At 59.1% G+C, this 22,403-nt stretch carries 19 protein-coding genes; 13 read left to right on the plus strand and 6 right to left on the minus strand.

Going from position 1 to position 22,403, the window contains the following annotated elements:
- Nucleotides 1-98: 98 nt before the first annotated feature.
- The 3 genes from CVV65_RS01455 to galU all read left to right on the plus strand — a co-directional run bounded on the left by CVV65_RS01455 (nt 99) and on the right by galU (nt 3,176).
- On the plus strand, nt 99-632 hold the full coding sequence (locus CVV65_RS01455) for a peroxiredoxin (RefSeq protein WP_407928399.1): 534 nt from the start codon (nt 99-101) through the stop codon (nt 630-632).
- Between the two features lie 18 nt (nt 633-650).
- Nucleotides 651-1,946 carry an FAD-dependent oxidoreductase gene (locus CVV65_RS01460; protein ID WP_100666644.1) on the plus strand — a complete coding sequence of 432 codons (1,296 nt, stop codon included), beginning with the start codon at nt 651-653 and terminating at the stop codon, nt 1,944-1,946.
- 309 nt (nt 1,947-2,255) lie between these two features.
- Nucleotides 2,256-3,176: a UTP--glucose-1-phosphate uridylyltransferase GalU gene (gene galU, locus CVV65_RS01465; protein WP_198592079.1), complete on the plus strand. Its 921-nt coding sequence runs from the start codon at nt 2,256-2,258 to the stop codon at nt 3,174-3,176.
- A gap of 183 nt (nt 3,177-3,359) precedes the next feature.
- On the opposite strand, the gene CVV65_RS01470 is transcribed toward galU, so the two are convergent.
- Nucleotides 3,360-4,001 carry a hypothetical protein gene (locus tag CVV65_RS01470; RefSeq protein ID WP_100666646.1) on the minus strand — a complete coding sequence of 214 codons (642 nt, stop codon included), beginning with the start codon at nt 3,999-4,001 and terminating at the stop codon, nt 3,360-3,362.
- Nucleotides 4,002-4,942: 941 nt separating this feature from the next.
- On the opposite strand from CVV65_RS01470, the gene CVV65_RS01480 reads away from it, so the two are divergent.
- From CVV65_RS01480 to CVV65_RS01495, 4 genes are all read left to right on the plus strand, one after another.
- Nucleotides 4,943-5,200, plus strand: coding sequence for a YhjD family protein (locus CVV65_RS01480; RefSeq protein WP_133121183.1), 258 nt, complete (start codon nt 4,943-4,945; stop codon nt 5,198-5,200).
- Nucleotides 5,176-6,453: a DNA polymerase IV gene (locus CVV65_RS01485; RefSeq protein ID WP_100666648.1), complete on the plus strand. Its 1,278-nt coding sequence runs from the start codon at nt 5,176-5,178 to the stop codon at nt 6,451-6,453. Before CVV65_RS01480 ends, CVV65_RS01485 begins: the two co-directional genes overlap by 25 nt.
- 18 nt (nt 6,454-6,471) lie before the next feature.
- Nucleotides 6,472-6,831 carry a YolD-like family protein gene (locus CVV65_RS01490; protein WP_232059545.1) on the plus strand — a complete coding sequence of 120 codons (360 nt, stop codon included), beginning with the start codon at nt 6,472-6,474 and terminating at the stop codon, nt 6,829-6,831.
- A gap of 256 nt (nt 6,832-7,087) precedes the next feature.
- Nucleotides 7,088-8,002 carry an Rpn family recombination-promoting nuclease/putative transposase gene (locus CVV65_RS01495; RefSeq protein ID WP_232796670.1) on the plus strand — a complete coding sequence of 305 codons (915 nt, stop codon included), beginning with the start codon at nt 7,088-7,090 and terminating at the stop codon, nt 8,000-8,002.
- Between the two features lie 202 nt (nt 8,003-8,204).
- Here CVV65_RS01495 and CVV65_RS01500 read toward each other — a convergent pair whose 3' ends face one another.
- The 3 genes from CVV65_RS01500 to CVV65_RS01510 all read right to left on the minus strand — a co-directional run bounded on the left by CVV65_RS01500 (nt 8,205) and on the right by CVV65_RS01510 (nt 12,398).
- Complete coding sequence (locus CVV65_RS01500) at nt 8,205-9,620, minus strand: amino acid permease (RefSeq protein ID WP_100666649.1); 1,416 nt, start codon at nt 9,618-9,620, stop codon at nt 8,205-8,207.
- Between the two features lie 316 nt (nt 9,621-9,936).
- Nucleotides 9,937-11,478, minus strand: a complete 1,542-nt coding sequence (gene pruA, locus CVV65_RS01505; RefSeq protein WP_100666650.1) for an L-glutamate gamma-semialdehyde dehydrogenase — start codon at nt 11,476-11,478, stop codon at nt 9,937-9,939.
- Nucleotides 11,475-12,398: a proline dehydrogenase family protein gene (locus CVV65_RS01510; RefSeq protein ID WP_100669098.1), complete on the minus strand. Its 924-nt coding sequence runs from the start codon at nt 12,396-12,398 to the stop codon at nt 11,475-11,477. Before CVV65_RS01510 ends, pruA begins: the two co-directional genes overlap by 4 nt.
- A gap of 224 nt (nt 12,399-12,622) precedes the next feature.
- Between CVV65_RS01510 and CVV65_RS01515 the strand changes: the two genes are divergently transcribed.
- The 3 genes from CVV65_RS01515 to CVV65_RS01525 all read left to right on the plus strand — a co-directional run bounded on the left by CVV65_RS01515 (nt 12,623) and on the right by CVV65_RS01525 (nt 16,049).
- Complete coding sequence (locus tag CVV65_RS01515; protein WP_100666651.1) at nt 12,623-14,284, plus strand: sigma-54 interaction domain-containing protein; 1,662 nt, start codon at nt 12,623-12,625, stop codon at nt 14,282-14,284.
- Nucleotides 14,285-14,474: 190 nt separating this feature from the next.
- Nucleotides 14,475-14,669 carry an Rpn family recombination-promoting nuclease/putative transposase gene (locus CVV65_RS01520; protein WP_232796671.1) on the plus strand — a complete coding sequence of 65 codons (195 nt, stop codon included), beginning with the start codon at nt 14,475-14,477 and terminating at the stop codon, nt 14,667-14,669.
- Between the two features lie 249 nt (nt 14,670-14,918).
- A complete protein-coding gene (locus tag CVV65_RS01525; RefSeq protein WP_100666652.1) occupies nt 14,919-16,049 on the plus strand; it encodes a Fic family protein in 1,131 nt (376 codons plus the stop codon).
- Between the two features lie 240 nt (nt 16,050-16,289).
- Here CVV65_RS01525 and CVV65_RS01530 read toward each other — a convergent pair whose 3' ends face one another.
- On the minus strand, nt 16,290-17,273 hold the full coding sequence (locus CVV65_RS01530) for a multicopper oxidase family protein (RefSeq protein WP_100666653.1): 984 nt from the start codon (nt 17,271-17,273) through the stop codon (nt 16,290-16,292).
- A gap of 159 nt (nt 17,274-17,432) precedes the next feature.
- On the opposite strand from CVV65_RS01530, the gene CVV65_RS01535 reads away from it, so the two are divergent.
- The 3 genes from CVV65_RS01535 to CVV65_RS01545 all read left to right on the plus strand — a co-directional run bounded on the left by CVV65_RS01535 (nt 17,433) and on the right by CVV65_RS01545 (nt 21,596).
- Complete coding sequence (locus CVV65_RS01535) at nt 17,433-19,037, plus strand: multicopper oxidase family protein (RefSeq protein WP_232796672.1); 1,605 nt, start codon at nt 17,433-17,435, stop codon at nt 19,035-19,037.
- A 201-nt stretch (nt 19,038-19,238) separates the two neighbouring features.
- Nucleotides 19,239-20,252, plus strand: a complete 1,014-nt coding sequence (gene galE / locus CVV65_RS01540) for a UDP-glucose 4-epimerase GalE (protein WP_198592182.1) — start codon at nt 19,239-19,241, stop codon at nt 20,250-20,252.
- Nucleotides 20,253-20,555: 303 nt separating this feature from the next.
- Nucleotides 20,556-21,596: a zinc-dependent alcohol dehydrogenase family protein gene (locus CVV65_RS01545; RefSeq protein ID WP_100666655.1), complete on the plus strand. Its 1,041-nt coding sequence runs from the start codon at nt 20,556-20,558 to the stop codon at nt 21,594-21,596.
- Nucleotides 21,597-21,719: 123 nt separating this feature from the next.
- On the opposite strand, the gene CVV65_RS01550 is transcribed toward CVV65_RS01545, so the two are convergent.
- Nucleotides 21,720-22,358 carry a TPR end-of-group domain-containing protein gene (locus CVV65_RS01550; RefSeq protein ID WP_100666656.1) on the minus strand — a complete coding sequence of 213 codons (639 nt, stop codon included), beginning with the start codon at nt 22,356-22,358 and terminating at the stop codon, nt 21,720-21,722.
- Nucleotides 22,359-22,403 lie beyond the last annotated feature (45 nt).

A 22,403-nucleotide genomic window follows, 5' to 3' on the forward strand; every position in this document is an offset into this window, starting at 1 on the left:
TATATTGATTATAATTTAAGATTGACTTGTATAAGATAATCTGTTAATCTAAGTCCATCATGATCCCAACATTTTTTAAGGAGGAGATGGAGTTGACAATGTCGTTGATAGAAAAGCCCGCACCGGATTTCAACATGGAAACGGCCCTCGGAAACGGGAGGGACTTCGGGAAAGTGGCCCTGTCCGATTACAGGGGAAGATGGTTGGTATTTTTCTTCTATCCCCTTGATTTTACCTTTGTTTGTCCCACGGAGATCACTGCGCTGAATGATGCCCACGAACAATTCGCGGCATTGGACACGCAAGTGTTGGGGGCCAGCATCGACAGTAAATATTCCCATGCGGCGTGGATCAACACCCCTCGGGAGCACGGCGGGCTCGGGCCCCTGCACTTTCCTCTCGCCTCTGACATCACCAAACAGGTGAGCCGCAATTACGGTGTTCTCATAGAAGAAGAAGGGGTGGCCTTGCGCGGGCTGTTCATCATTGATCCGGAAGGAATCGTGAAATACCAGGTGGTTCACCACAACAATGTGGGGCGCAGCGTGGAAGAAACTCTTCGGGTGTTGCAGGCGCTGCAATCCGGGGGATTGTGCGCGGCCAATTGGAATCCGGGAGACCCGTTGCTGTAATTGGGAGGGAGAACACGGATGTCCACGGAGGTTATCGTATACACGAGCACGGGGTGCCCCTACTGCCACAGGGTCAAGGAGCAGCTCTCAGAATGGGACATTCCCTTTGAAGAGAGGAATGTCTCCAAAGTCAAGGAATATTTTGATGAATTGAGAGCCAAAAAGATTTTCGGCACCCCCGCCACCCTGATCAACGGCAAACTCATTCTCGGGTTTCAACCGGAAAAAATGCGCAAAGCTTTGGGGTTGGAGCAACAGGCGGAGGCGGACGCCGGGCAACATGAGGAAAAAACGGAGAATCAGGCAGGAGCCGGACCGGAGAAACCGGTGCCGCCGGAGGATATTTTTCAGCCCGTCACTTTGGAGATATTGAACGAAGTGTATGATTTCGTCTCCATCGGCGGCGGCCCGGCCGGCAGTTCGGCCGCGGTGTATGCGGCCAGAGGCCGGTTGAAAACCCTGGTCATCGACAAAGCTCCCGCGTCCGGCACCCTGGCCTTGACTCACAAGATTGCCAACTATCCCGGGGTCCGCAAAACGATGACCGGTTGGGAACTGCTTGCGGAGATGCAACTTCAGGCCAAAGACTTCGGGGCCACCTTTGTGCGCACCCAGGTTTTGTCAGTGGATTTTTCCAATCCGAATGAGAAGAAAGTCCACATTCCGGAAGGGGTTATTCGCGCCAAAAGTGTGTTGATCGCCGTCGGCGCAAAAGCCCCTTCCGGCAAGATCAAAGGAGAAGAAGAATTTGTCGGCCGGGGGGTGAGCTATTGTTCCACGTGCGATGCGGCGTTTTTTGAAAACCGGGTGGTCGCCGTCGCCGGGGACAGTGAGGAAGCGGTGCGCGAGGCGGAAGTTCTGGCCAAATTCTGTAAAGAAGTCCGCTTGCTGATCCCGGGTTCAGAACTCAGGGGGGAAGTGGACCTGTCGGGATTGGAAAAGAGGCCAAACGTACGCCTTTACAAGAGGCACCGCATCAAGGAGATATTGGGGGGCCATGCGGTGGAGCGCATTGTTGTGCTGGACGGCGAACGGCGGGAACAAACGTGGGAAGTGGACGGGGTTTTCCTGTATCTGGCCGGCATGAAACCCGGGACGGATTTTCTGATGGACCAAGTTGAGCGGGATGAGGAAGGGTATGTGGTTGTGGATGAACAGTTGAGAACGAACGTCCCGGGCGTGTTTGCCGGCGGCGACGCCCGCCGCACACCCGCCAAGCAGGCGGTGGTTTCGGCTGCCGACGGGTGCGTGGCCGCTTTGGGAGCGGACCAGTTTGTCAACGGGAGAGACAAAATTCGGGTTCAGTACAGTTAAATGCGGGTTGCCCGGACACCTGATCATGCCGCTCCCCCGGTTCACGGATCCCGGGGGAGCACTCGTTCCATGTCTCCACCGCTTCTTCCCCGGTGAAGACAACCGAATCACGGAGGCGGTCCGCCATGCGGGGGCCGAGGTGGCTTCTGTTCCAAAGACGGTTCGGGTATAATGGGCTCCGTACTCGGCCGTTGCCGACTCTCTGGAAGGAACGTGCGCCGGGCATAATCGCGCAATGATCGTACGGAGGGGCCGGCGCGGGGTGTCGGCGGGTCTATGCCGGCGCGCTCGAAGGAGGTTGGACAGGAATTGTTGAAGCCAGTGCGGAAAGCCGTCATTCCTGCGGCGGGTTTGGGGACCCGGCTGTTGCCGGCGACCAAGGCGCAGCCGAAAGAGATGCTTCCGATCGTGGACAAGCCTGCGATTCAGTATATCCTCGAAGAGGCGGTGGCGGCGGGGATCGAGGACATCATCATCATCACCGGGAGGAACAAGCGGGCCATCGAGGATCATTTTGATCGCAATATCGAGCTGGAGATGGAACTCGAGGCCAAGGGGGATGAGAAAGCCCTGGAGGAGGTCCGGCGGATCGCGGAACTGGCGGACGTCTATTACATCCGCCAGAAGCAGCCCCGGGGATTGGGACATGCGGTGGCCTGCGCCCGGAGTTTTGTCGGGGATGAGCCTTTCGCGGTGCTTCTCGGGGATGACGTGATGTTTGCCGAGCGGCCCTGTATCGCCCAGCTCATCGACCTCTATGAGGAGACCGGCGGGACGGTGGTCGGGGTCCAGGAGGTTCCGCCTGCCGAGGTCAGCCGGTACGGGATTGTGGATCCCGACGGGCCGGGGCCAAAGGGGAGGGGCCATCGTGCGAAAGCTTTGGTGGAGAAGCCGGCGGTGGAAGAAGCCCCTTCGAATCTCGCCATCATGGGACGGTATGTTATCACCCCGGAGATTTTTTCGATTCTCCATGAGCTGCCGCCGGGAAAAGGGAACGAGATCCAGTTGACGGACGGCCTGAACGCCCTGTGCCGAACGCAAGGGGTGTGGGCGATGCCCTTTGAGGGGCGCCGGTTCGACATCGGCAATCCCATGGGTCTGCTCCGCGCCTCTGTGGAGGTGGCTCTGCTGCGGGAGGACCTGCGGGATGAGTTTGCCGCGTTTTTAACCGACGTTGTGGGGATGCAACAATCTGCAGCCGTGGCGATACCGGCCGACGAGAAGCGGTGATTGTTTCTCCATTCATGTTGCCGGCCGGACCGTGGCCTGAGGTTGCAAGAATGATGCTCAAGATGATAATTCTCACGGGCCTCCAAACGGGCATTGTGCCGAAAGGCCGGCCGGAACAAAAGAGTGGGGCACACAGCGGCAACCGGTATTGATCCGCCATTGCAGTGCCGGAGCCCCGGGCTATCAATTAGAGGAAAGCGCCCGTTGCCAGATTTCCAGGGTCCGTTCTCCGGTGATCACCTGAGGTTTTCCGCCGCTCGGGAAGTAGAGGGTCGGGTATTGGTGCAGAACCCGGGACCGCACGTTGTTGTCCAGGAGATAGTAGATGCTGGAAAAATGAACTCCCAGGGCCGTCTCTTCCTGCTCGGTCAATGATATGGCCTCTTTCAGGGTGGTGCCGGGGACGAATCCGGTGGAGACGATGATCGGCTGCCGGACGGTGTCCCGATGCTGGTACAGCAATACGAGGGTGCGCTGGCAGTGGGGACACCAATAGGCCTGGAACAAAACGGGTAGCTTGGTGAGATCGAGAGTCATCTCTTTTCCGTCGGCGGACAGGACGGTCACTCGGTCGACGGGGGCTGGGCTCGGCTGAAAATTAGGGCTCGGGGTGATGACGTTTTGCTGTAGTTTATTCTCAAAAGGTGGATTGGAGGCCGGCGGATTGGGTACAGGTCCTTGGCCAGGTCTGGGTCCTTGATAAGGCGGCGATGCCGCAGGTCCACAGCCTATCAAAAGGGTCACCGAGGCGACGGCGACCGCAGCCCATTTTAAGGGACGAAAAAGGGCCTTCAACAAATGAGCGGCACTTGGTGTCATTTGCATGACGAATCCCCTTCCCGGATGTTTGGATGGCAGTGCCATTATAGCATGTTCGAAGCAGTGGGAGGCAGACGGAAGCTGCGCATGCGGGGAAGGATCCGGGAGCCGGGCTCGTGTGGAGACGAAGGCCGTGCTTCTGTGGGAATGTGGGGCGGTATGTGAGCGCGCCGGAGATTTTCGCGATCCTCCGACGATCTTCCGCCAGGAAGGGCAATGAGATTCAGCTCACGGATGGGCTGAATGTCCCGTGCCGCACCCAGGGCGTGTGGGCGCTGCCTTTTGAAGGCCGGCGATGGAGGCGTATCTCAAAGAACTGGTGGCTAAGTGGTATGCGGAGGCTTTATTCCCGGGCGGGGGCGACCGCTAAGGGGCAGTGGGGGCCCAGACTTGACGAGGTGAAAATCGCTTCGCGGGTGTACCCGTCGATGGTCGGGTGGATCCTCGGGTCTCCGAGTGCGCGGCCCTGGATTTTGGAGGGGGAAAAGGGCCTACCTGCGATCGCCCAAAATTCCGCTGATTAGGCCGAATCCCGCGATCATTGGGAAAAACTCAAAATAGGGTGCCAAGTCAATCCCAATTTGGAAGGGCATAGTCCAGGAAAACGTGATGGCCATTGGCAGATAGAGTGACCAGAGGGTGAACGGGAGAAACACCATGGCCAGGATGGCCCAATTGAGGTGGAAGGTCCAGTTTCGAATGTAAAAGGGCCGCCCCAGTGTCTGTTTTCAACATCCGTCCCTCCCTGTGATTCGTAGGATCCACCTGTGAACCGTTGTTGTTGTATTTGAACTCATCATATCACAATTTCCGTTGTCTAAATACTCGTTTGAGACCTTGGGAGGCCTGAGGGGCACCTGCCCGTCCCAAGGTCTTTTTGTGCTTGATTCGGGCGGGCCTCGGGTATACAATGGATCAGGAACATACGTTTGTATTTGGAGGTGGCCATGCGTCCCACTGCGCTGATTCGCAGGATGTTGCAGATCGAATACCTTCAGAACGAACTGACCCGGGAGATGAGGGTGGTCAAACAGGAGTTGCGGGACCGGGGGGTGACGGTCATCGAGGTGGAGAACCGTCCCCTGGATGTCCGCGTGCACTATAAAGTGAACGAGCGTCACCAGGAAGCGCTGTTCATGACGCCCATGCTCTATGCCGAGGTCGAAGGGGGATTGCGCAGATGGTTGGGCGAGATCCCGGAGTGACTTGGGTGTATGGCTTGGTGGACATGCAAAGTTTCTATGCCTCGGTGGAGGCGGCGAGCCGACCGGAGTTTGCCGGACATCGCCGGGAAGATGACGATAAGACGGATCCCCTTTTGATTGTGGCCGGCGATCCTGAACGCCGCTCTGGGATCGTGCTTGCGGCGACACCTCCGGCGAAAGCGGCGGGGTTGTCCACCGCCATGAACCTGGGCGAGGCTCTGAGGATGTGCCCAAAGGCCGTGGTGGTCAAGCCGCGGATGCGGTTGTATCTGGAGACGAGCGCTCGAATTCATTATACGATCCGGCAGATGTTCCCCCTTCACGAGCCCTTTAGCGTGGATGAAGCGTTCTTTGCCTTACCCTACCCCTCCGCCCTGTTTCCGGACCCCATCGCGGCGTCGCGGAGACTCAAAGAAACGATTTGGGACCTGTTTCGCATCCGATGTCGCGTGGGTTTGGCGCCGAATAAGTGGATGGCGAAGATGGCCAATCGAGCGGCGAAGAAGGAGCCGAGCGGAGTGGTGTGGTGGACGGAGAAAGATGTATCCTCTCGGCTGCATTCCCTGTCCGTGTATGAGATGTGGGGGTTGAAGCGTCGGGCGGAAATCTTGGACCGTGAGTTTGGCGCGACGACCATCGGGGACGTGGCGGCGATTCCGGAATGGCGTTTGCGGCGGCGATTCGGGGTGTGGGGAACGATCATTCACCGGTGGAGTCACGGCCTGGATGATTCCCCCATTGACCCGAATGCCTTTGCTGCTCCGAACAAGGGATTCAGTCACCGGATCACCCTGCCCAGGGATTTTTCTGAACGCGAGGACATCGCGGTGGTGACTCTGGAGTTGCTGGACGAGGTGTGCGCCCGGCTGCGGAGCGTCCGGCAGAAGGGCCGGCGGGTGGGTCTCAGCCTCACATACGCCAGGTTCGAGGGTGGTTTCAGCCGGACGAAGACGCTGGGCCGTGCTTTCAATGCGGCTGAGGACTTTTATCCTCATGTGATTCAATTGTTGGATCGCTGGTGGGACGGGTCCGGGGTGCGGGCCGTCAGTGTGGGGGTGGATCTGCTGGAGCCCGAGTCGGATACGATGCAACTTTCGCTGTTTAAGGACGTGGCGAAACGAAGGCGGCTGTCCGAGGTCTATGACCAAGTTCGCGCCCGGTTCGGAGAGACGAGTATCATGCGGGCGGCGAGTCTGTTGCCGGCAGGCCAACTGCGGGACCGCAGCCAAAAGATCGGCGGACATTTTATGTAAATAAAGGAAGGGTGCCGAGTGCGGATCACGGAAGGGAATCTTTTTGCGGCGATGAGGCTGACGCTGCCCGAGCACCGGGAGATGGTGGAACGGCTGGAGCGGGAAGCCAGCCGGCGTCGGGCGCCGGAGTGGACCGAGGATCGGTGGTCGGAGATCGAATATGTCCTGGGGGAGGCCGTGGGGACGGGAAGCCGGGTCAGGATCTCGCTGTTTGGGCCCTATGAAGATGAGGTGTGGGAGGGGGTTCCAGTTTTGCGAAATGGCCGGGTGTATCTGGAGGCAGGGGACGGCGCGGGGAGGAGGGCCGTGCCGCTTGAGCGGGTTGTGGCGATTGAAAAGTTGGGGATGGCCGGGCGGGAGCCGTCGCGTGCGGAATAGTGCGGTCAGGATGGTCGAGGGGATCGGGTGAGGTTCGGGTCGTTCGGGTGGTTGTCCTGGGAGGAAGGCGGGCTGACCTGTCGAAATGGGGAGGGGGTGTGTGTCCACCTTTGGCGGAACTCGCTGTCCACTGGGAGCGGACAGATGGAGACTGTTAGGGACTTGTGCCTTTCGGAGGATTCGGGTTGGTCCAGCCGGGCCTTGTGGATGGAACGGCGAAGGATCAGAGGCTATAATGAAAGGAGAAGGGGCGGGGGTGAGCCGGGTGGAGCTGTTGAGCCCCAAGGTCGACTTCGTTTTTAAGCGGATTTTTGGCACCGAGGAAAACAAAGATGTCCTAGCGCATTTTTTGAACTCTGTGTTTGAAGATTCGGGCGAACCACTGATCGCCGATGTGGAGATCCTCAATCCGTTTTTGGAAAAAGAAGCGCTGTCGGACAAGTTGGCGGTGTTGGACGTGAAAGCCCGGACGGAGAGCGGGACGCTGATCAACGTGGAGGTCCAGCTGTGGAACCACCAGGATATGGAAAAGCGAACACTGTACTACTGGGCGAAGCTGTTCCAGAGCCAGCTGAAGGAAGGCGACAGCTACTATGCGCTGCAGAAGGCTGTGACAATCAATGTGGTGGATTTTCGGTACATTGAGACGGAGGCGTATCACTCGACGTTTCACTTGCGGGAAGACAAGACGGGGTTGCTGTTGACCGACTTGGCGGAGATACACTTTGTGGAGTTGCCGAAGTTGAAAGAGCAGTCCGTGGGGACGGAGAGGCGGCTCGTGAAGTGGATGTTGTTTTTGACAGCGAAAACGAGAGAACAATTGGAGGTGTTGGTGATGGGAGATCCGGTGATGCGCAAGGCGCTGACGACGTTGGAGTTTTTAAGTCAGGACGAAGAGACGCGGCGGCTGTATGAGGAGCGGATGAAAGGGTTGCAGACATATGTGGCGGATATCGAGGGGGCGAGACGGGAAGGCCGAGAGGAAGGCAGGAAGGAAGGCCGGGAGGAAGGTAGGAAGGAGGGCCGGGAGGAAGGGTATCGGGAGGCGCGGCGGGAGATGGCCCGGGCCATGCTGGAGGCGGGGGACAATGTGGAGAAGGTGGTCAGGTTGACGAAACTGCCCCGGGAACAGGTCGAGGCAATTCAAAGGGAGTTGGAAAGCGGCCGGTGATGCGTGCTGGGTACCGAGGAAGGTCAAGGGTCTGGAACACTCTGACGTGTCGGACGGGTTGCAGGCCTCACCCGTGGCGGGCGTGGAGAGGCCCGGACCGCGGCCACCCGTGGGATGCGGAAAATGTGGCCCCTGGCCCGGGAGAAAGGTTGGCGGGATATCCCGTGCATGCGGATAGGGATAGACTGCGTGTCGCATTCCCCTAGGGCTCGCTCGGCAGGTCTTGGTGCCCCTCAGCCAATATACTGTTCCGCATACCGTACAGCAGATAGATCGCCAAACCGATGACCATCCACGTTATAAACCGCAGCCAGGTGATGGCCGGCAGACTGACCATCAACCAGATCGAAAAGCCGATGCCGATCAAAGGGATCAGCGGGACCAACGGAGTGCGGAACTTTCGTTCGAGGTCCGGCCGCCGCACCCGGAGAACCATGACGGAGGCACACACGATCACAAAGGCCATCAACGTTCCGATATTCACCAGTTCTGCCACTTCGGCAATCGGCGTCAACCCCGCCACCACCGCCGTGACCACCCCGATAATCCAAGTCGGCCGGTAGGGGGTTTTGAACCCGGGATGAATCTTTGCAAACCATCGGGGGAGGAGCCCATCCCGGCTCATGGCAAACCAAATCCTCGCAGCCGCCAACATAAACGAGAACAAAACGCTGGTTATCCCGGCCACCGCCGCGATGGAAATGACCACCGTCGTCCATTTTAGCCCCAGGTCAGAAAAAGCCTTGGCCACCGGAGCCGGGTTGTTCAAACTGGATGAAGGTGCAATGCCGGTCAACACCAGGGACATGCCGATATAGAGCACCAGGGCAATGGCCAGGGAGAAAATCACGGCCCGGGGGAGGTCCTTCTGGGGATTTCGGGCTTCCTCCGCCGCCGTCGTCAAAGTGTCATAGCCGAAGACGGCAAAAAAGACCAGCGCCGCTCCCTTCACCACTCCGTTAAATCCAAAGGGAAGAAACGGATGCCAATTCGCCGGGTTGACATAAAACGCCCCGATAGCGATAACGAGCAGAATGATCGCCAATTTGATGCCCACCAGCAGGGAGTTAAACCGCGATCCCCACTGAATTCCGATGGTCAAGAGCCCGGCGATGACCAGGTTGATGAGCGCCGCCAGGAGGTCGAAAACGTGGCCCGGTCCCGTACCGGGGGCCCCCTGGGCCCAGGTGGGAAGTGTCCATCCCAGCTCGTGAAGAACGGACGAAAGATACCCTGACCAACCGATGGCCACCACGGCAACCACCAGTGTGTACTCCAAAAGCAAGTCCCAACCGATGATCCAGGCCAAGAGCTCTCCCAACACCGCGTAGCTGTACGTGTACGCGCTGCCCGCCACCGGGATCATCCCGGCAAATTCGGCATAACAGAGGGCTGCCGCGGCACTGGCCAACCCGGCGATCACGAAAGATAACAGCACCCCGGGGCCCGCCTGGGTTGCCGCGGCGATCCCCGTCAATACGAAAATACCCACACCGATGATGCCGCCGAGTCCGATGGCGGTGAGAGACCATGGCCCCAACACCCGTTTGAGCCCCGTGTCAGAGAGAGCGTGTTCCGACAACTGGTCGATCGGTTTTTTTCGCGTGAGAACAGACAATGACTCGCCCCCCTTTGTTTATCTCTGTGACCTCGGTTCGCCCCGGTTCGCCTGTCTCCGGTGGGCCCGGATGAGAGGAGGTCCTGCGACGGCGATCAGGCCCAACTCCAGGCAGCGGTACGGGGAGCCGGTCGGCAGCATGGCCCGGGCGGCGGTACGGTGACCTGGAGCAGTACGGGGACCCGGGGCCGTACCGGGACCCGGGACGGCACGGGGAGGCTGAAGCCACTTCCCGACGCCCGTCCGCGGTCCTCCAACACGCCTCCCCCCGTCGCGGCACCCAGTATATCAACCTTTCCGAGCCTCCTTCAACCGGCTACAGCACCTCCGAGACCGCTTTCGCCTGGGTGAACAGGAGCAGATAATCCGGCCCGCCCGCCTTCGAATCGGTCCCGGACATGTTGAATCCCCCGAACGGATGCACCCCCACCAGCGCCCCGGTGCATTTGCGGTTGATGTAGAGGTTGCCGCAGAACATGTGCTCCCGCACATATTCCACCCGATCCCGGCGGCGGGTGTACAACGAACCGGTCAAGCCGTATTCCGTATCATTGAAAATCTCCACGGCCTCCTCAAAGTTCTCCGCGGGGATCACCGCCAGCACCGGCCCGAAAATTTCCTCCTGGGCGATCCGGGCTTTGGGGTGGACCTCGGCGAAAATCGTCGGTTGCAAATAGAATCCCGGCCCTTCCGCCGGCCCGCCCCCGGCCACCAGACGCCCCTCCTCCCGGCCTATCTCCATATAATGCAATATCTTCCGATACGCGGACTCGTCAATCACCGGACCCATCGGGGCGTTGTCCGCGGGCTTTCCCACCGTCCACTGCTTAACGCCTTCCCGCAGCCGCTCCACCACCTCGTCGTAGACCGACCGCACCACGATCGCCCGGGAACCGGCCGAGCATTTTTGCCCCTGAAAACCAAAGGCCGACGTGAGAATCCCCTGCACCGCCGCACCCAGGTCCGCCGTTTCGTCCACGATGATCCCGTCCTTGCCCCCCATCTCGGCCACCACCCGCTTGATCCACCGGCACCCGGGAGCCGGAGTTGCCGCCCGCTGCACGATCCGCAGCCCGACCTCTTTGGACCCGGTAAAATTCACGAACCGCACGCCGGGATGGTCCACCAGGGCATCCCCCACCGCGCCGCCCGGGCCGGGAAGATATTGCACCACACCCGCCGGAACCCCGATCTCCTCCAGCAGCTCCACCCATTTGGCCGCCACCACCGGCGCCTGGCTGGAGGGTTTGATGATCACCGGATTTCCCGTCACCAAAGCGGCCGAACTCATCCCCACCAGGATGGCCACGGGAAAATTCCACGGGGCGATGATGGCGCCAACGCCGAGGGGAATGTAGGTCATGCGGTTGTCCTCGCCGGGGTACGGCACAAGGGGCGCTCCCTTCCCCAATCGGATGGCCTCTCTTCCATAATACTCCAGAAAATCAATTGCCTCGGCCACATCGGCATCCGCTTCGGCCCAGTTTTTGCCCACCTCGTACACCATCCAAGCCGCGAACTCGAATTTTCGCCGTCTCAGGGCGGCCGCCGCCTGAAACAGATAGCCCGCCCGCGCCTCCGCGGGCAGCCGCGCCCACTCCGGAAACGCCTTCCACCCCGCCTCCACCGCCTTGTCCACGTGGCTGGCGTCCCCCGCCGCCACCTCTCCGATGATCTGGTCGATTTGAGCGGGATTGACCGATGTGATGCGACTCGCCGTGTCGACGCGCCGGCCGTCCAGGACCAGCGGGTAATACTGTCCGAGCATTCCCTCGACTTGGGCCAAGGCCTCCTTCATCCGATCCCGAACGGCGGGGTCGTGAAAATTCGACAACGGTTCGTTCCGAAACTCGATCATCCCACATGCCTCCCCACGTTCTTGAGTACAAACCACACGTTGGCCGGCCGCTCGGCCAATCGCCGCATAAAATACGCGAACCAGTCCGTTCCATAGGGCACATAAATCCGTACGCGGTATCCCCGTTCCACCAGATCCCGCTGAAGGTCCGGCCGGATGCCGTAGAGCATTTGAAACTCAAACCGGTCCCGGGGAATCCCCCACTGCTCGACCCGCTCCCGAGTGTGCCGAAGAATCTGCGGATCGTGGCTGGCCACCGCCGTGTAGCAGCCGCTTTGCAAATGCATGTCGATCAGCTTTTTCATGTTCTGGTCCACGTCCCGCTTGTCGGGGAACGCCACGGACGGGGGCTCGCGATACGCCCCTTTGACCAGCCGCACATTCGCCCCGAGGTCCTCCAACTCTCGAAGATCCTGTTCACTTCGGTAAAGATACGCCTGGATCACGATGCCCACGTGATCGTGGCGCCGGCGCATCTCCCGGAACAGCTCCAAGGTGGCGGGCAGGTGAGCCGAATCTTCCATGTCGATGCGCACGAACGTCCCGGCCTGTCCCGCCCGTTCGAGGATTTGCCCCACATGTTTTTCGGCGAGGGATCGGTCGATGTCGAGTCCCAGTTGGGTGAGTTTCACCGACAGGTGGGACCGTACTCCCGTGCGCTCGATCCCCTCCAGGGTGTCGAGACAAGCCCGGGCGGCCTCCGCCGCTTCGGCGGCATCGGATACCGACTCGCCGAGATGGTCCAGGGTCACCTCCAGTCCCCGATGGTTCAAATCCCGCACAACCTCCAGCGCTTTTTCGAGGGTTTCGCCGGCGACGAACCGGGCTGCGCCAAATCGCAACCCCCACCTCCTGGCCATGCGATTGGCCGAGGGACTCGCCGCCAACCAGTGAAACCCCTGCCTCATCCATTGCTCCATGCCCATGGCCTCCCCTCACCCCGATCCTACGCAAATATCGTGCCACCCCCGATGGTGCCGATGTCCGTTCTCGGGTTGAACATAGTTGTTCAAATTGAACACTTCTGTGCAGACACGGATTTGAACAGCCGAAGTTTTTTGCCTCCTCCTTTGTTTGCCCGGAAACCTATGCTAAGATGAGGTGGAGAAACGGAAAAATAATTCGGGCAACGGGAGAGAGGCGCATGGGCATTCTGTGGTGTTCCTGGGAAGAGCTGCGAACCAGAATGCGGCCGGTTTCGCCCGATATCGCGCTCCCCGACGCGAGCCTATCGGTGCACTCGGAAGAAGTGGATTTTGACGAGCTCGCCGAGGTCTGTCGGTCGGGGGAGCCCGTGGCGATTTATAAAGATGGGCAGTGGGTGGGGGTTCTGGGCCCCCGGGAGTTCACCGAACTTCTTCTCGATCTGTGCCGGAGCCAGCGGGCATTTTTTGAACAGGTGCTGGACATTGTCCAAGAGGCGGTGACCGTGATCGATCGCCGGGGGGTGGTCCGGGGTTGGAGCCGGACTGCGGAGCAGATCTACGACATCCCGGCCCAGCGGATTCTCGGGCGGCCCATTGACCGGTTTTTCCAGCCCGAGGCCCTGGCGGTTCTGCGGCTTCTCCGGGATCCCAAACCTGTGCGACAGGTGTACCACGCTCCCCGGGAGAATACCCATGTGCTTCTTTCCGGCGGTCCGGCGATGGTGGACGGTCAGATGGCGGGGGCGGTGGCTTCGGAAAAGGATATCACCCAGTTGGTGCGGATGCATCAGGAGTTGCAGCGGACGTATCGCCAGTGGATGGCGGATCAACAGTTGCGGCACGGCGATCGCGATCCCTTTGACACGATCAAAGGGGGTTCGCCTCGGCTCCTGCATGCGATTCGTTTGGCCAAAAAGGTGGCGCCCACCGACGCTACGGTTTTGTTGCAGGGGGAGAGCGGGGTGGGGAAGGATCTGTTTGCCCAGGCGATCCACGCGGCGAGCCGGCGGAGTGCCGGCCCGTTTATCGCCCTGAACTGCGCCGCCATCCCGGGGCCCTTATTTGAGAGTGAATTGTTCGGTTATCAAGGGGGCGCCTTCACCGGCGCAGACCGGTCCGGGCGCCCGGGGAAGCTGGAGCTCGCCCACGGGGGGACGCTCTTTTTGGATGAGATCGGCGAGCTGCCCGTGGAGCTTCAGGCGAAGTTCTTGAGGGTTCTCCAGGACCAGACCTTTTATCGCATCGGCGGCACGAGGCCGATTCAGGTGAACGCCCGAATCATCGCGGCGGGGAACCAGCCCCTGGAGGATCTGGTGGCCAAGGGCCGGTTTCGGGAAGACCTGTACTATCGGCTGAATGTAGTCCGGATCTTCATCCCGCCCCTAAGAGAGCGACTGGACGACATCCCGGTGTTGGTGGAGACATTTTTGGAAGATCTGTGTGCGGCCTATGGGCGGCCCGCCCCGCACCTCGAGCCCGATTTTCTGGTTGCGTTGATGCGCCATCCGTGGTCCGGCAATGTCAGGGAACTGCGGAACGTGTTGGAGCGCCTGGTGGTCACGGTGGAAGACGAATCGTGGAACAGCGGGCACCTGGCCATGCTCCTCCAGGCGGGTGGCCCGGAGGCGGGTCACCTGGTGGGGAGTCCCTCGGGGGAGACGGCCCCTCAGCGTTTGGGTCGTCCGGGTGCTGGACCGGGTACCGCGAGACCGGACGGGGAGTTGATTCTGGAGGCGCTGCGAAAGACGGGTGGGAACAAGGCGGCCGCGGCGAGGCTGCTCGGGATCTCCCGGGGAACGCTGTACAACCGCCTGCGATCCCTGGGTCTCGACCCCCGAGCCTTCGATTCGGCGATGGGCCTGGGAGGGTTGAGGGGGTAGGGACCGGCAAAATATGGATATGTCGAAGGGGGAGGGGGGTGTTTGTCCACCTTTTGCGGAACTCGGTGTCCACAGGGGGCGTACTCGCGTTTGAATTGAGAAATAACTCAGATTAAAGGGAAAGTGGAAATACAGGTGGGTTTGGCGGTGAAAGGTTGGCGGCAGGAAAAGCAACGGGGAGGTTGTTGACGTGGGCAGCAGTTTAGAGCGGTGGATGAGGTTCCTGTCGGCGGAGACGCGAGAAGAGATGGAGGAGTTGGCGAAGGAAGACCCGATGATCCGGAAGGCGCTGACGACGCTGGAGTCCTTGAGCCAGGATCCGGAGATACGCCGGCTTTATGAAGAGCGGGTGAAGTGGTTAGAGAGACATTCGGAGATAACATGAACAAGGTGGTTGAGATAACAAAGTTACCGAAGGAAGAGATTGAGGCGATCCAAAGGGGGTTGGAGGCCGATCGGTGAGGGCTGGCCATGCGTGGCACGGTCGGTAATAGGGTGAATAGAATACGCTGCGGAGCCTTTGGCAGTCCAGGGGCACATCGCAGCTTTTTTTGTTTCGTTCTGCACTTTTTGCGGCAATATAGCGGCAATCGGTGTTTTCCGGCTATAATGGAGAGAAAGGGGGCTGGCAGGGGTGTTTGAACCGCGGTTCTCGATTCCTCCAAAGATGGCAAAAAGGTTAATGGAAATCCAAGAGGCGAACACCGTCGTGGAATATTTGCCGCTTCCGGGCAATGTGTTGCAGGAAATGCAGCGGGAGTCGGCGATCAATCGAGTAATTTTGTCCACAAAGATCGAAGGCTCCAGACTGAGCGAACGACAAATGAGGAAGGCGCTGCAGGTTGGACAACGTTCCTCGGCGGAACAGGAAGTGGTCAACCTTTCGAAGGCTATGGATTTTCTCGATCGCTGTGCCGAACGCAGGCTGCCGATCACCGAGGAACTCATCAAACAGCTTCATGCGATCATTCGCGTCATCCCGGGCGGTAAAAGGCCGGCTCAAAGTGGGTATCGGACTGTGCAAAACAAGGTGGCCGACGAGCGTACCGGTGTCATCGTGTATTTGCCGCCGGAACCCCGGGATGTGCCCACCTTGATGGAAGACCTCGTGGCATGGGTGAATCGACCGGAGACCCAGGACATTCCGGCTCCGATTCAGGCGGGCATCTTTATGTGGCAATTTTTGACGATCCATCCGTATGTCGACGGCAATGGGCGGACGGCGCGGGCCTTAGCAACCTACCTTCTCAGGCAACACGATTTGTGGTTGAAAGGTCTTTTTGTTCTGGAATCCTATTATGACCGAAATTTGGATGGCTACTACAAAAACCTGCAGATGGGGCTGCCTCATAATTACTATTTTGGGCGAAATGATGCGGACCTGACGCCCTGGCTGGACTTTTTTATCGATGGGTTGGCGGAAGTGTTTCGAGAAGCCGCGGAGCTGGTCCGCAGTAAAAGTCTGTCGTTCATGGCGGTGGAGCCGGATCTGCTGCGGCGGTTGGATCCATCTCAGCGGGTGGTTTTTGCGCAAATGGCGTTTCGGACTCCCGTCTTGACCACGAGCGATCTTGCAAAATTGCTGAATTTGCGGGACCGGACGGTGCGGGAGAGGCTGAAACGGTGGATCGCCGAGGGCTTTCTCCGGCCGCGGGATGAACACGCCAAGCGCATTCGCTCTGTGGTCTTAACCGAGGGCTACGAAGAGCTGGCGCAAGCGGTTCGAGAGGATCCCGAGCGGTATCGCTATCTGTTGGGGGATTGATGCGGGACGGGGGATGGGGGGCTGTGAAAACGTCCCGTGCGCCACTTGCGGGTGTGTAGCTCAATGGTAGAGCCCCAGCCTTCCAAGCTGGTTACGTGGGTTCGATTGCAGAAGCGGGAGGCGTGGCGCCGGGCCTTGGCCGCTGTACAAGTGTTTCCGGCGGACGAGGATTAGTGATGCCTGGGTGTCTTGTTTTTTACGGATTCCTTAACGAAAATCACCGTATGGTTGATCCGGACCTCAATAGGCGTACTTCACAACATTAAACATTCCTCCCATCGGAGTCCGGTGGGCATTCGTCATATGATGAGGCTTGTGACAGTGAAAGGCCCATGTTCCGGGGTTTGCAGCTATGAATTCAATATCCCATGTCTCTCCCGGGGCCACATTTATCGTGTTCTTCAGCACTCGGACGGGTAGGGGCCACCCATCCCCGGCAACCACGTGAAACGTATGTCCATGCAGATGCATGGGGTGGGAATCCATGCTCAGATTTCCCAAGCGAATCCGAACACGTTCCCCGTATCGGACAAGAAGCGGCTCAGTGTCCGGATACGATTTTCCGTTCATGGTAAAGTAGTTAAAATCCATGCTCATGGGGTCGATGGTTCGTATCGAGGTAACGACGCGTGGTTGAACAGAAGCTGCGGAAATGGAAGGATCAGGGTGCCCCGCCGTGGCGGGTGCCGTCGCCGCTTGGTCGCGAACACTCCATTCTTGGAGGAGAATGATGAATTCTCGATCCGCCGTTTGGAGGTGACGGGGCAGGGAGATGAACATCCCTCCCAATCCCATCATTTCCTGTTTGGCGTCGTGGGCATGGGCGTGATACATAAAAGTGCCGGACTGGGGAACCGCAAAATCGTATACATAGGTTTGCCCGGGCAGTACCAGCGGACCCGCTCCGATCTCCGGAACCCCGTCTACCTGATTCGGAACGTTTAAGCCGTGCCAATGAATCGCAGTCGGCTCGGGAAGCCGGTTGTGCAATGCCACTTGGATCCGTTCACCTTCATGGGTCACAATGACGGGTCCCGGAATCGACCCGTTGTATCCCCAGGCTTGGATGACCACACCCCGGACCAGTTCGTGCGCGATGACCTCCGCCGTCAAATGAAAGCGTCGAATGCCGTGGACAACCTCATATGGGGCGAAGGCCGCGTTCGGAGCGATGAGTCGGGGAGTGCCGAGGTGCCGAGAAGGATACAGGGATGCATTCCCCATGGATACAATCCCCCTTCATCACGGATCGTGTGATTCCAGGGTATGCGCACACCTTTCGGACGGTTACCCAAGGGTCTTCATCGGATCTTCACAAGTCGGTGTTACGCTGACCTTGGCCGGGTGCACCGGCATACTGATGAAGGAACGGGGGGATTTGAATTGAATCGGCGAAAATGGTGGATAGGACTTGTCCTGCTCCTGATCGTCGCTTTGATTCCCGTCGGCGTATACCTGTTCAGGGGTCAATCCAACGTGGAGGCAGCGGACAAGCCGCTCGAACCCGACAAGACGTGGACGGATAACGAAGGGCGGACTGTCAAGGACTTTACGGTGACAGCAAAACAGGTCAAATGGCAAATTGCCCCCAATTTTCAGGTGGATGCCTTGACCTATGGAGGCACGGTACCCGGCGCCAAAATTCAGGTCACGGAAGGCGAACGGGTTCGGATCAAATTGGTCAATCAACTGAACGTACCGATCTCGATCCATTGGCATGGATACCCAGTCCCCAACGCCATGGACGGAGTGACGGGAGTGACTCAGGATCCGGTGGCCCCTGGACAAAGTTTCACGTATGATTTCGTGGCGAAAGTGCCGGGTACCTATTTTTATCATTCCCACTACAACAGCGCCCAACAAGTCGATCAGGGTTTGTACGGAGTTTTCGTCGTCCTTCCGAAAAACGAGCCGGTTAAATATGACCGGGATTATACACTGGTTCTGGACGAATGGATGAGTATGTCCGGATCGGGAAACGGCATGGGCAATATGGACATGGGGAATATGAATATGGGCAACATGAACGGTATGGATCACTCCAACATGAACATGGGGCCGTCTTCCACTGAATCCGCACCGGCAGCCAATGCGACGCCGAGCAACAACATGCCGGTCATGGACCATGATCAAATGATGAAAATGATGTACAACGTGTACACGGTGAACGGGAAGTCCGGATCGCTCATTCAACCCCTTGAGGTGAAAGAAGGAGAAAAGGTTCGCCTTCGATTCATTAACGCCGGATACATGACGCACCTTGTGCATCTGCAGGGACAGACCTTCCAAGTGGCAGCAACAGACGGTAACCCCATTGCAAATCCATCTCCGGTTCAAGACAAACTCTTGTCGATTGGAGCCGGTGAGCGATATGACGTGACCTTTGTAGCAGGAGCGAAAGATTTTGCGATTGATCTGCACGATCAAACCAATGGTGCAAAAACGGCCGTCATTCCCGTTCACGTCGCCGGAAACACCACGGCTCAACCGGTTGCGGATCAAGCGAATCTTCCCGTCTTGGATCTGACGACGTATGGTCAAAATACCGGCGGTTCGGTGGACGAAGGCCGATTCGACAAGTCCTACACCTTACATCTAAACTCCACCTTCCAGGGCAATGACCAAGTATACACGATCAACGGAAAAACCTGGCCGAATACGGATCTCCTTGAAGTCCGCAAGGGTGAACGGGTCAAAGTGACGCTGATTAACGACGGGAAGTCGGATCATCCGATGCATCTTCACGGGCATACCTTCCAGGTGTTGCGATACAACGGGAAGCCTGTCACCGGATCTCCCATCAACAAAGACACCCTGCTGGTTCGGCCGGGAGAGACTTATGAAATCGCTTTTACGGCCGACAACCCGGGGAACTGGGCGTTTCACTGCCACGACCTTCACCATGCTTCGGCGGGGATGATGACCCTCCTGAAGTATCAGGATTACCAGAGCAACTACCGGATCGACTTGTCCAAGGTAGGCGAATGATCGAGGAGCAACGATCGAGCAGAGGGGGCGGCGAGCCCCCTTTTTTGCTCCGGAAGTTCGACAGTTGAGCGAGTGGGGCGCGCGCGGGATCCCGGCGGGCTTGGGTGCATTGATTGCATTCGCAAGCTGGCGTATACTGCCCTCGAATGCCTTTGTATGGACGCATATGAGAGGGCGAAATTATGTTAGGGGGCGAGGAGGATCGACGCGGTGCTGGTTTCGGGAGGGGCCGGGTATATCGGCAGTCATGTGGTGAAGCGCCTGGTGGAGGCGGGCCGGCCGGTGGTGGTGATGGACAATGAAACCACCGGGCACCGGGAGACGGTGGGCGCGGTGGAAGAGCTCACCGGTTGGAGGGTGCCATACATAACTGGGGACGTTGGGGATGGGGAGGCCGTCCGCAGGACCGTCGAAGAGTATCGGGTGGGCGCGGTGATGCATTTTGCGGCGAAGAGCGTCGTCGCCGAGTCCGTCCGGAACCCCGAGGTGTATTTCACCGAAAATGTCGCGAAGGGGATCGCATTTTTCCGGACGTTGTGCGAAGCGGGAGTGAGGCGGATCGTGCTGTCCTCCACGGCGGCGGTGTACGGCAATCCCGAGCGGGTGCCGATCCCGGAAGATCACCCGGTGCGGCCGATCAACCCGTACGGGGCCTCGAAAATCATGCTGGAACAGGTGCTGGGATGGCTGGAGACCACCTTTCCGATCCGCTGGGTGGCGCTGAGGTATTTTAACGCGGCGGGGGCGGATCCGTCGGGGCGACTGGGGGAGCGGCATGATCCGGAGACGCATCTGATCCCCATCGTGCTGCAGGCGGTGCTGGGACAGCGGGAGCGGATGACAGTGTTCGGGACGGATTACGGGACGCCGGATGGGACGTGCATTCGGGACTACATCCACGTGCTCGACTTGGCGGACGCGCACCTGTTGGCCCTGGCGGCTTTGGAGGGCGGTCACCCGTCGGGAGTGTTCAACGTGGGCACCGGGCGCGGGCATTCTGTGCTCGAGGTGATCCGCGTGGCCGAAGAGGTGTCGGGGCGGACGGTGCCGGTGGAGTACGGAGCGCGGCGGCCGGGGGATCCGCCGGTGCTCGTGGCGGACGGCAGTCGGCTGCGGGAGCTGGGCTGGAAGCCGCGATACGGGCTGTGGGACATCGTGGCGTCGGCATGGGCGTGGCATTCGGGGGACGTCGGAGATGCCCCACGGCGGGTTTAAGCAAAGCGGGCTCGGTAAGGACCTGTCCGCCCACTCCCTGGAGCAACACGGTGGTCAAACATGTGATGTCCCGAGTTGGAGGGGCGGGGGATCATTGGCAGGACCGACCTTTGATCTTTATTGGCCGGGTTCCTTTTTTGTGCGATGACGGACATCGTTTCCATTGTCAATGGTACATCCGGACCTTGAATGGCTCGTTTTTCCGTTGTAGGATGGCCGCAGAGACAACCTGCTGTCTGCCGCCCGCATTCCGGCGGCACACCTCCCGAAAGGGACGAAACCCTTGAGAAGGAGAGGATTGACATGAAAGCTCTGGTGTATCATGGCCCGGGACAGAAAAGTCTGGAGGACAAGCCCAAACCGAGCGTGCAGCAGCCCACCGACGCCGTTGTCAAAATCTTAAAAACAACCATTTGCGGAACGGATCTCCACATTCTGAAAGGGGACGTGCCGGAGGTTGCCGACGGCCGGATTCTCGGGCATGAAGGGGTCGGCATCGTCGAAGAGGTGGGTGAGAGCGTCGCCAATTTTAAGGTTGGCGACAGAGTGTTGATTTCCTGCATCACTTCCTGCGGCAGATGCGATTATTGCAAACGGGGCATGTATTCGCACTGCGAGAACGGCGGCTGGATTCTCGGTCATCTGATCGACGGCACCCAGGCGGAATATGTGCGCATCCCCCACGCCGATACGAGCCTTTACCCGCTTCCGGAGGGCGTGGAAGAAGAGGCCCTTGTCATGCTGAGCGACATTTTGCCGACCGGCTTCGAATGCGGCGTGCTCAACGGCAAAGTTCAGCCCGGCGACACGGTGGCCGTGGTGGGGGCGGGTCCCGTCGGTCTGGCGGCGCTCCTGACCGCTCAGTTGTATTCCCCTTCGGAGCTCATCATGGTCGATCTCGACGACAATCGCCTGGAAGTCGCAAGGCGATTCGGGGCGACGGAGACGGTCAACAGCGCAGACGGACGCGCCGTGGAAAAAGTCATGGAGTTAACGGGGGGCAAAGGTGTCGACGTGGCCGTCGAGGCGGTCGGCATTCCCGCCACCTTCGACATTTGCCAGAGCATCGTGGCGCCTGGCGGCTGCATCGCCAATGTCGGCGTGCACGGGAAAAGTGTGGATCTGCATCTGGAGACCCTCTGGTCCCACAACATCACGATCACCACCCGGCTCGTGGATACGGTGACCACCCCCATGCTGCTAAAAATGGTCCGGGCGGGCAAACTCCAGCCGCAGCACCTCATTACCCATCGCTTCAAACTGGACGAGATCCTGAAGGCCTACGACGTTTTCGCCAACGCCGCCCGGGAAAAAGCCCTCAAAGTCATCTTGAGCAACGAATGAGGCAGGTGAGCCCCGGCCGGCCCGGGGCTCACTGCCGAATACGTTCTTCCGGGGTCGCGAATAGAGCATTTTCATTCAGAACCTGCTCAAGGACGCCGACCAAATGAGCTTCCTAAAGATCCGTCAACGCCCCAGCACTTTTTCGTAATCCTCTCTCCGGTTCGACCGCAGCGCATCGAACCGAGGGTCGTTGTCAAAATCCTTCGCCGACTCCGGGCGGATTCGCACCGCTTCTTTCATCCAGCTCAGGGCGGCCGTCCATTCCTGCTGTTCCGCATACAGCGCGGCCAAGTCGCAAGCCGCCTGGTAATTGTCCGGATGATGCTCAAGATCCTTCCGGAAACATTCCTCGGCGGCGACGAGATCGCCTTTTTCATACCAATACACGTAGCCCAGCGCCACATAACCGTTGTACACCGACGGATCGACCTGCAGAGCTTGGCGCAACAGGGCGATTTTGCGGTCGGGATCGCCGGTCACGCCGTAGGCGGCAATCACTTTCTGCATGGCTTCCTGTTGGGCGAGGAGCCGCTTTTCCAGGCGCTTCTCCATTTCGTTCATGCGCTCTTGAACCCTTTTTTCCACCAGGTCGGGAATTTCCTTGGACGAGTACCAGCCGTACAAGGCAAAAGCGATGCCGCCCAGGGTGGCGCTGGCGGAAACGACCGTGAGGAGGAAGGCGGCCTGTTGATCGGCGGAATGGCCGAAAAAGAGCCCGACGACCAATAAGGCTAAAACGGCAAGAACGATCAGATACCTCATGGTCCTCCCTCCCTACGGCCATTGTACCGGAAGGTCGGACCGAAC

The organism is Kyrpidia spormannii (assembly GCF_002804065.1).
GTDB classification, from domain to species: Bacteria; Bacillota; Bacilli; order Kyrpidiales; family Kyrpidiaceae; genus Kyrpidia; species Kyrpidia spormannii.

Excerpts from the sequence above, each read along its gene's own strand:
- CVV65_RS01470 (WP_100666646.1), bottom strand. The coding sequence starts at position 4,001 with ATGCAAATGACACCAAGTGCCGCTCATTTGTTGAAGGCCCTTTTTCGT.
- CVV65_RS01550 (WP_100666656.1), bottom strand. The coding sequence starts at position 22,358 with ATGAGGTATCTGATCGTTCTTGCCGTTTTAGCCTTATTGGTCGTCGGG.
- CVV65_RS01485 (WP_100666648.1), top strand. The coding sequence starts at position 5,176 with ATGGTTGGGCGAGATCCCGGAGTGACTTGGGTGTATGGCTTGGTGGAC.
- CVV65_RS01530 (WP_100666653.1), bottom strand. The coding sequence starts at position 17,273 with ATGGGGAATGCATCCCTGTATCCTTCTCGGCACCTCGGCACTCCCCGA.
- CVV65_RS01460 (WP_100666644.1), top strand. The coding sequence starts at position 651 with ATGTCCACGGAGGTTATCGTATACACGAGCACGGGGTGCCCCTACTGC.
- CVV65_RS01455 (WP_407928399.1), top strand. The coding sequence starts at position 99 with ATGTCGTTGATAGAAAAGCCCGCACCGGATTTCAACATGGAAACGGCC.
- CVV65_RS01510 (WP_100669098.1), bottom strand. The coding sequence starts at position 12,398 with ATGGAGCAATGGATGAGGCAGGGGTTTCACTGGTTGGCGGCGAGTCCC.
- pruA (WP_100666650.1), bottom strand. The coding sequence starts at position 11,478 with ATGATCGAGTTTCGGAACGAACCGTTGTCGAATTTTCACGACCCCGCC.
- CVV65_RS01515 (WP_100666651.1), top strand. The coding sequence starts at position 12,623 with ATGGGCATTCTGTGGTGTTCCTGGGAAGAGCTGCGAACCAGAATGCGG.
- CVV65_RS01545 (WP_100666655.1), top strand. The coding sequence starts at position 20,556 with ATGAAAGCTCTGGTGTATCATGGCCCGGGACAGAAAAGTCTGGAGGAC.
- CVV65_RS01480 (WP_133121183.1), top strand. The coding sequence starts at position 4,943 with ATGCGTCCCACTGCGCTGATTCGCAGGATGTTGCAGATCGAATACCTT.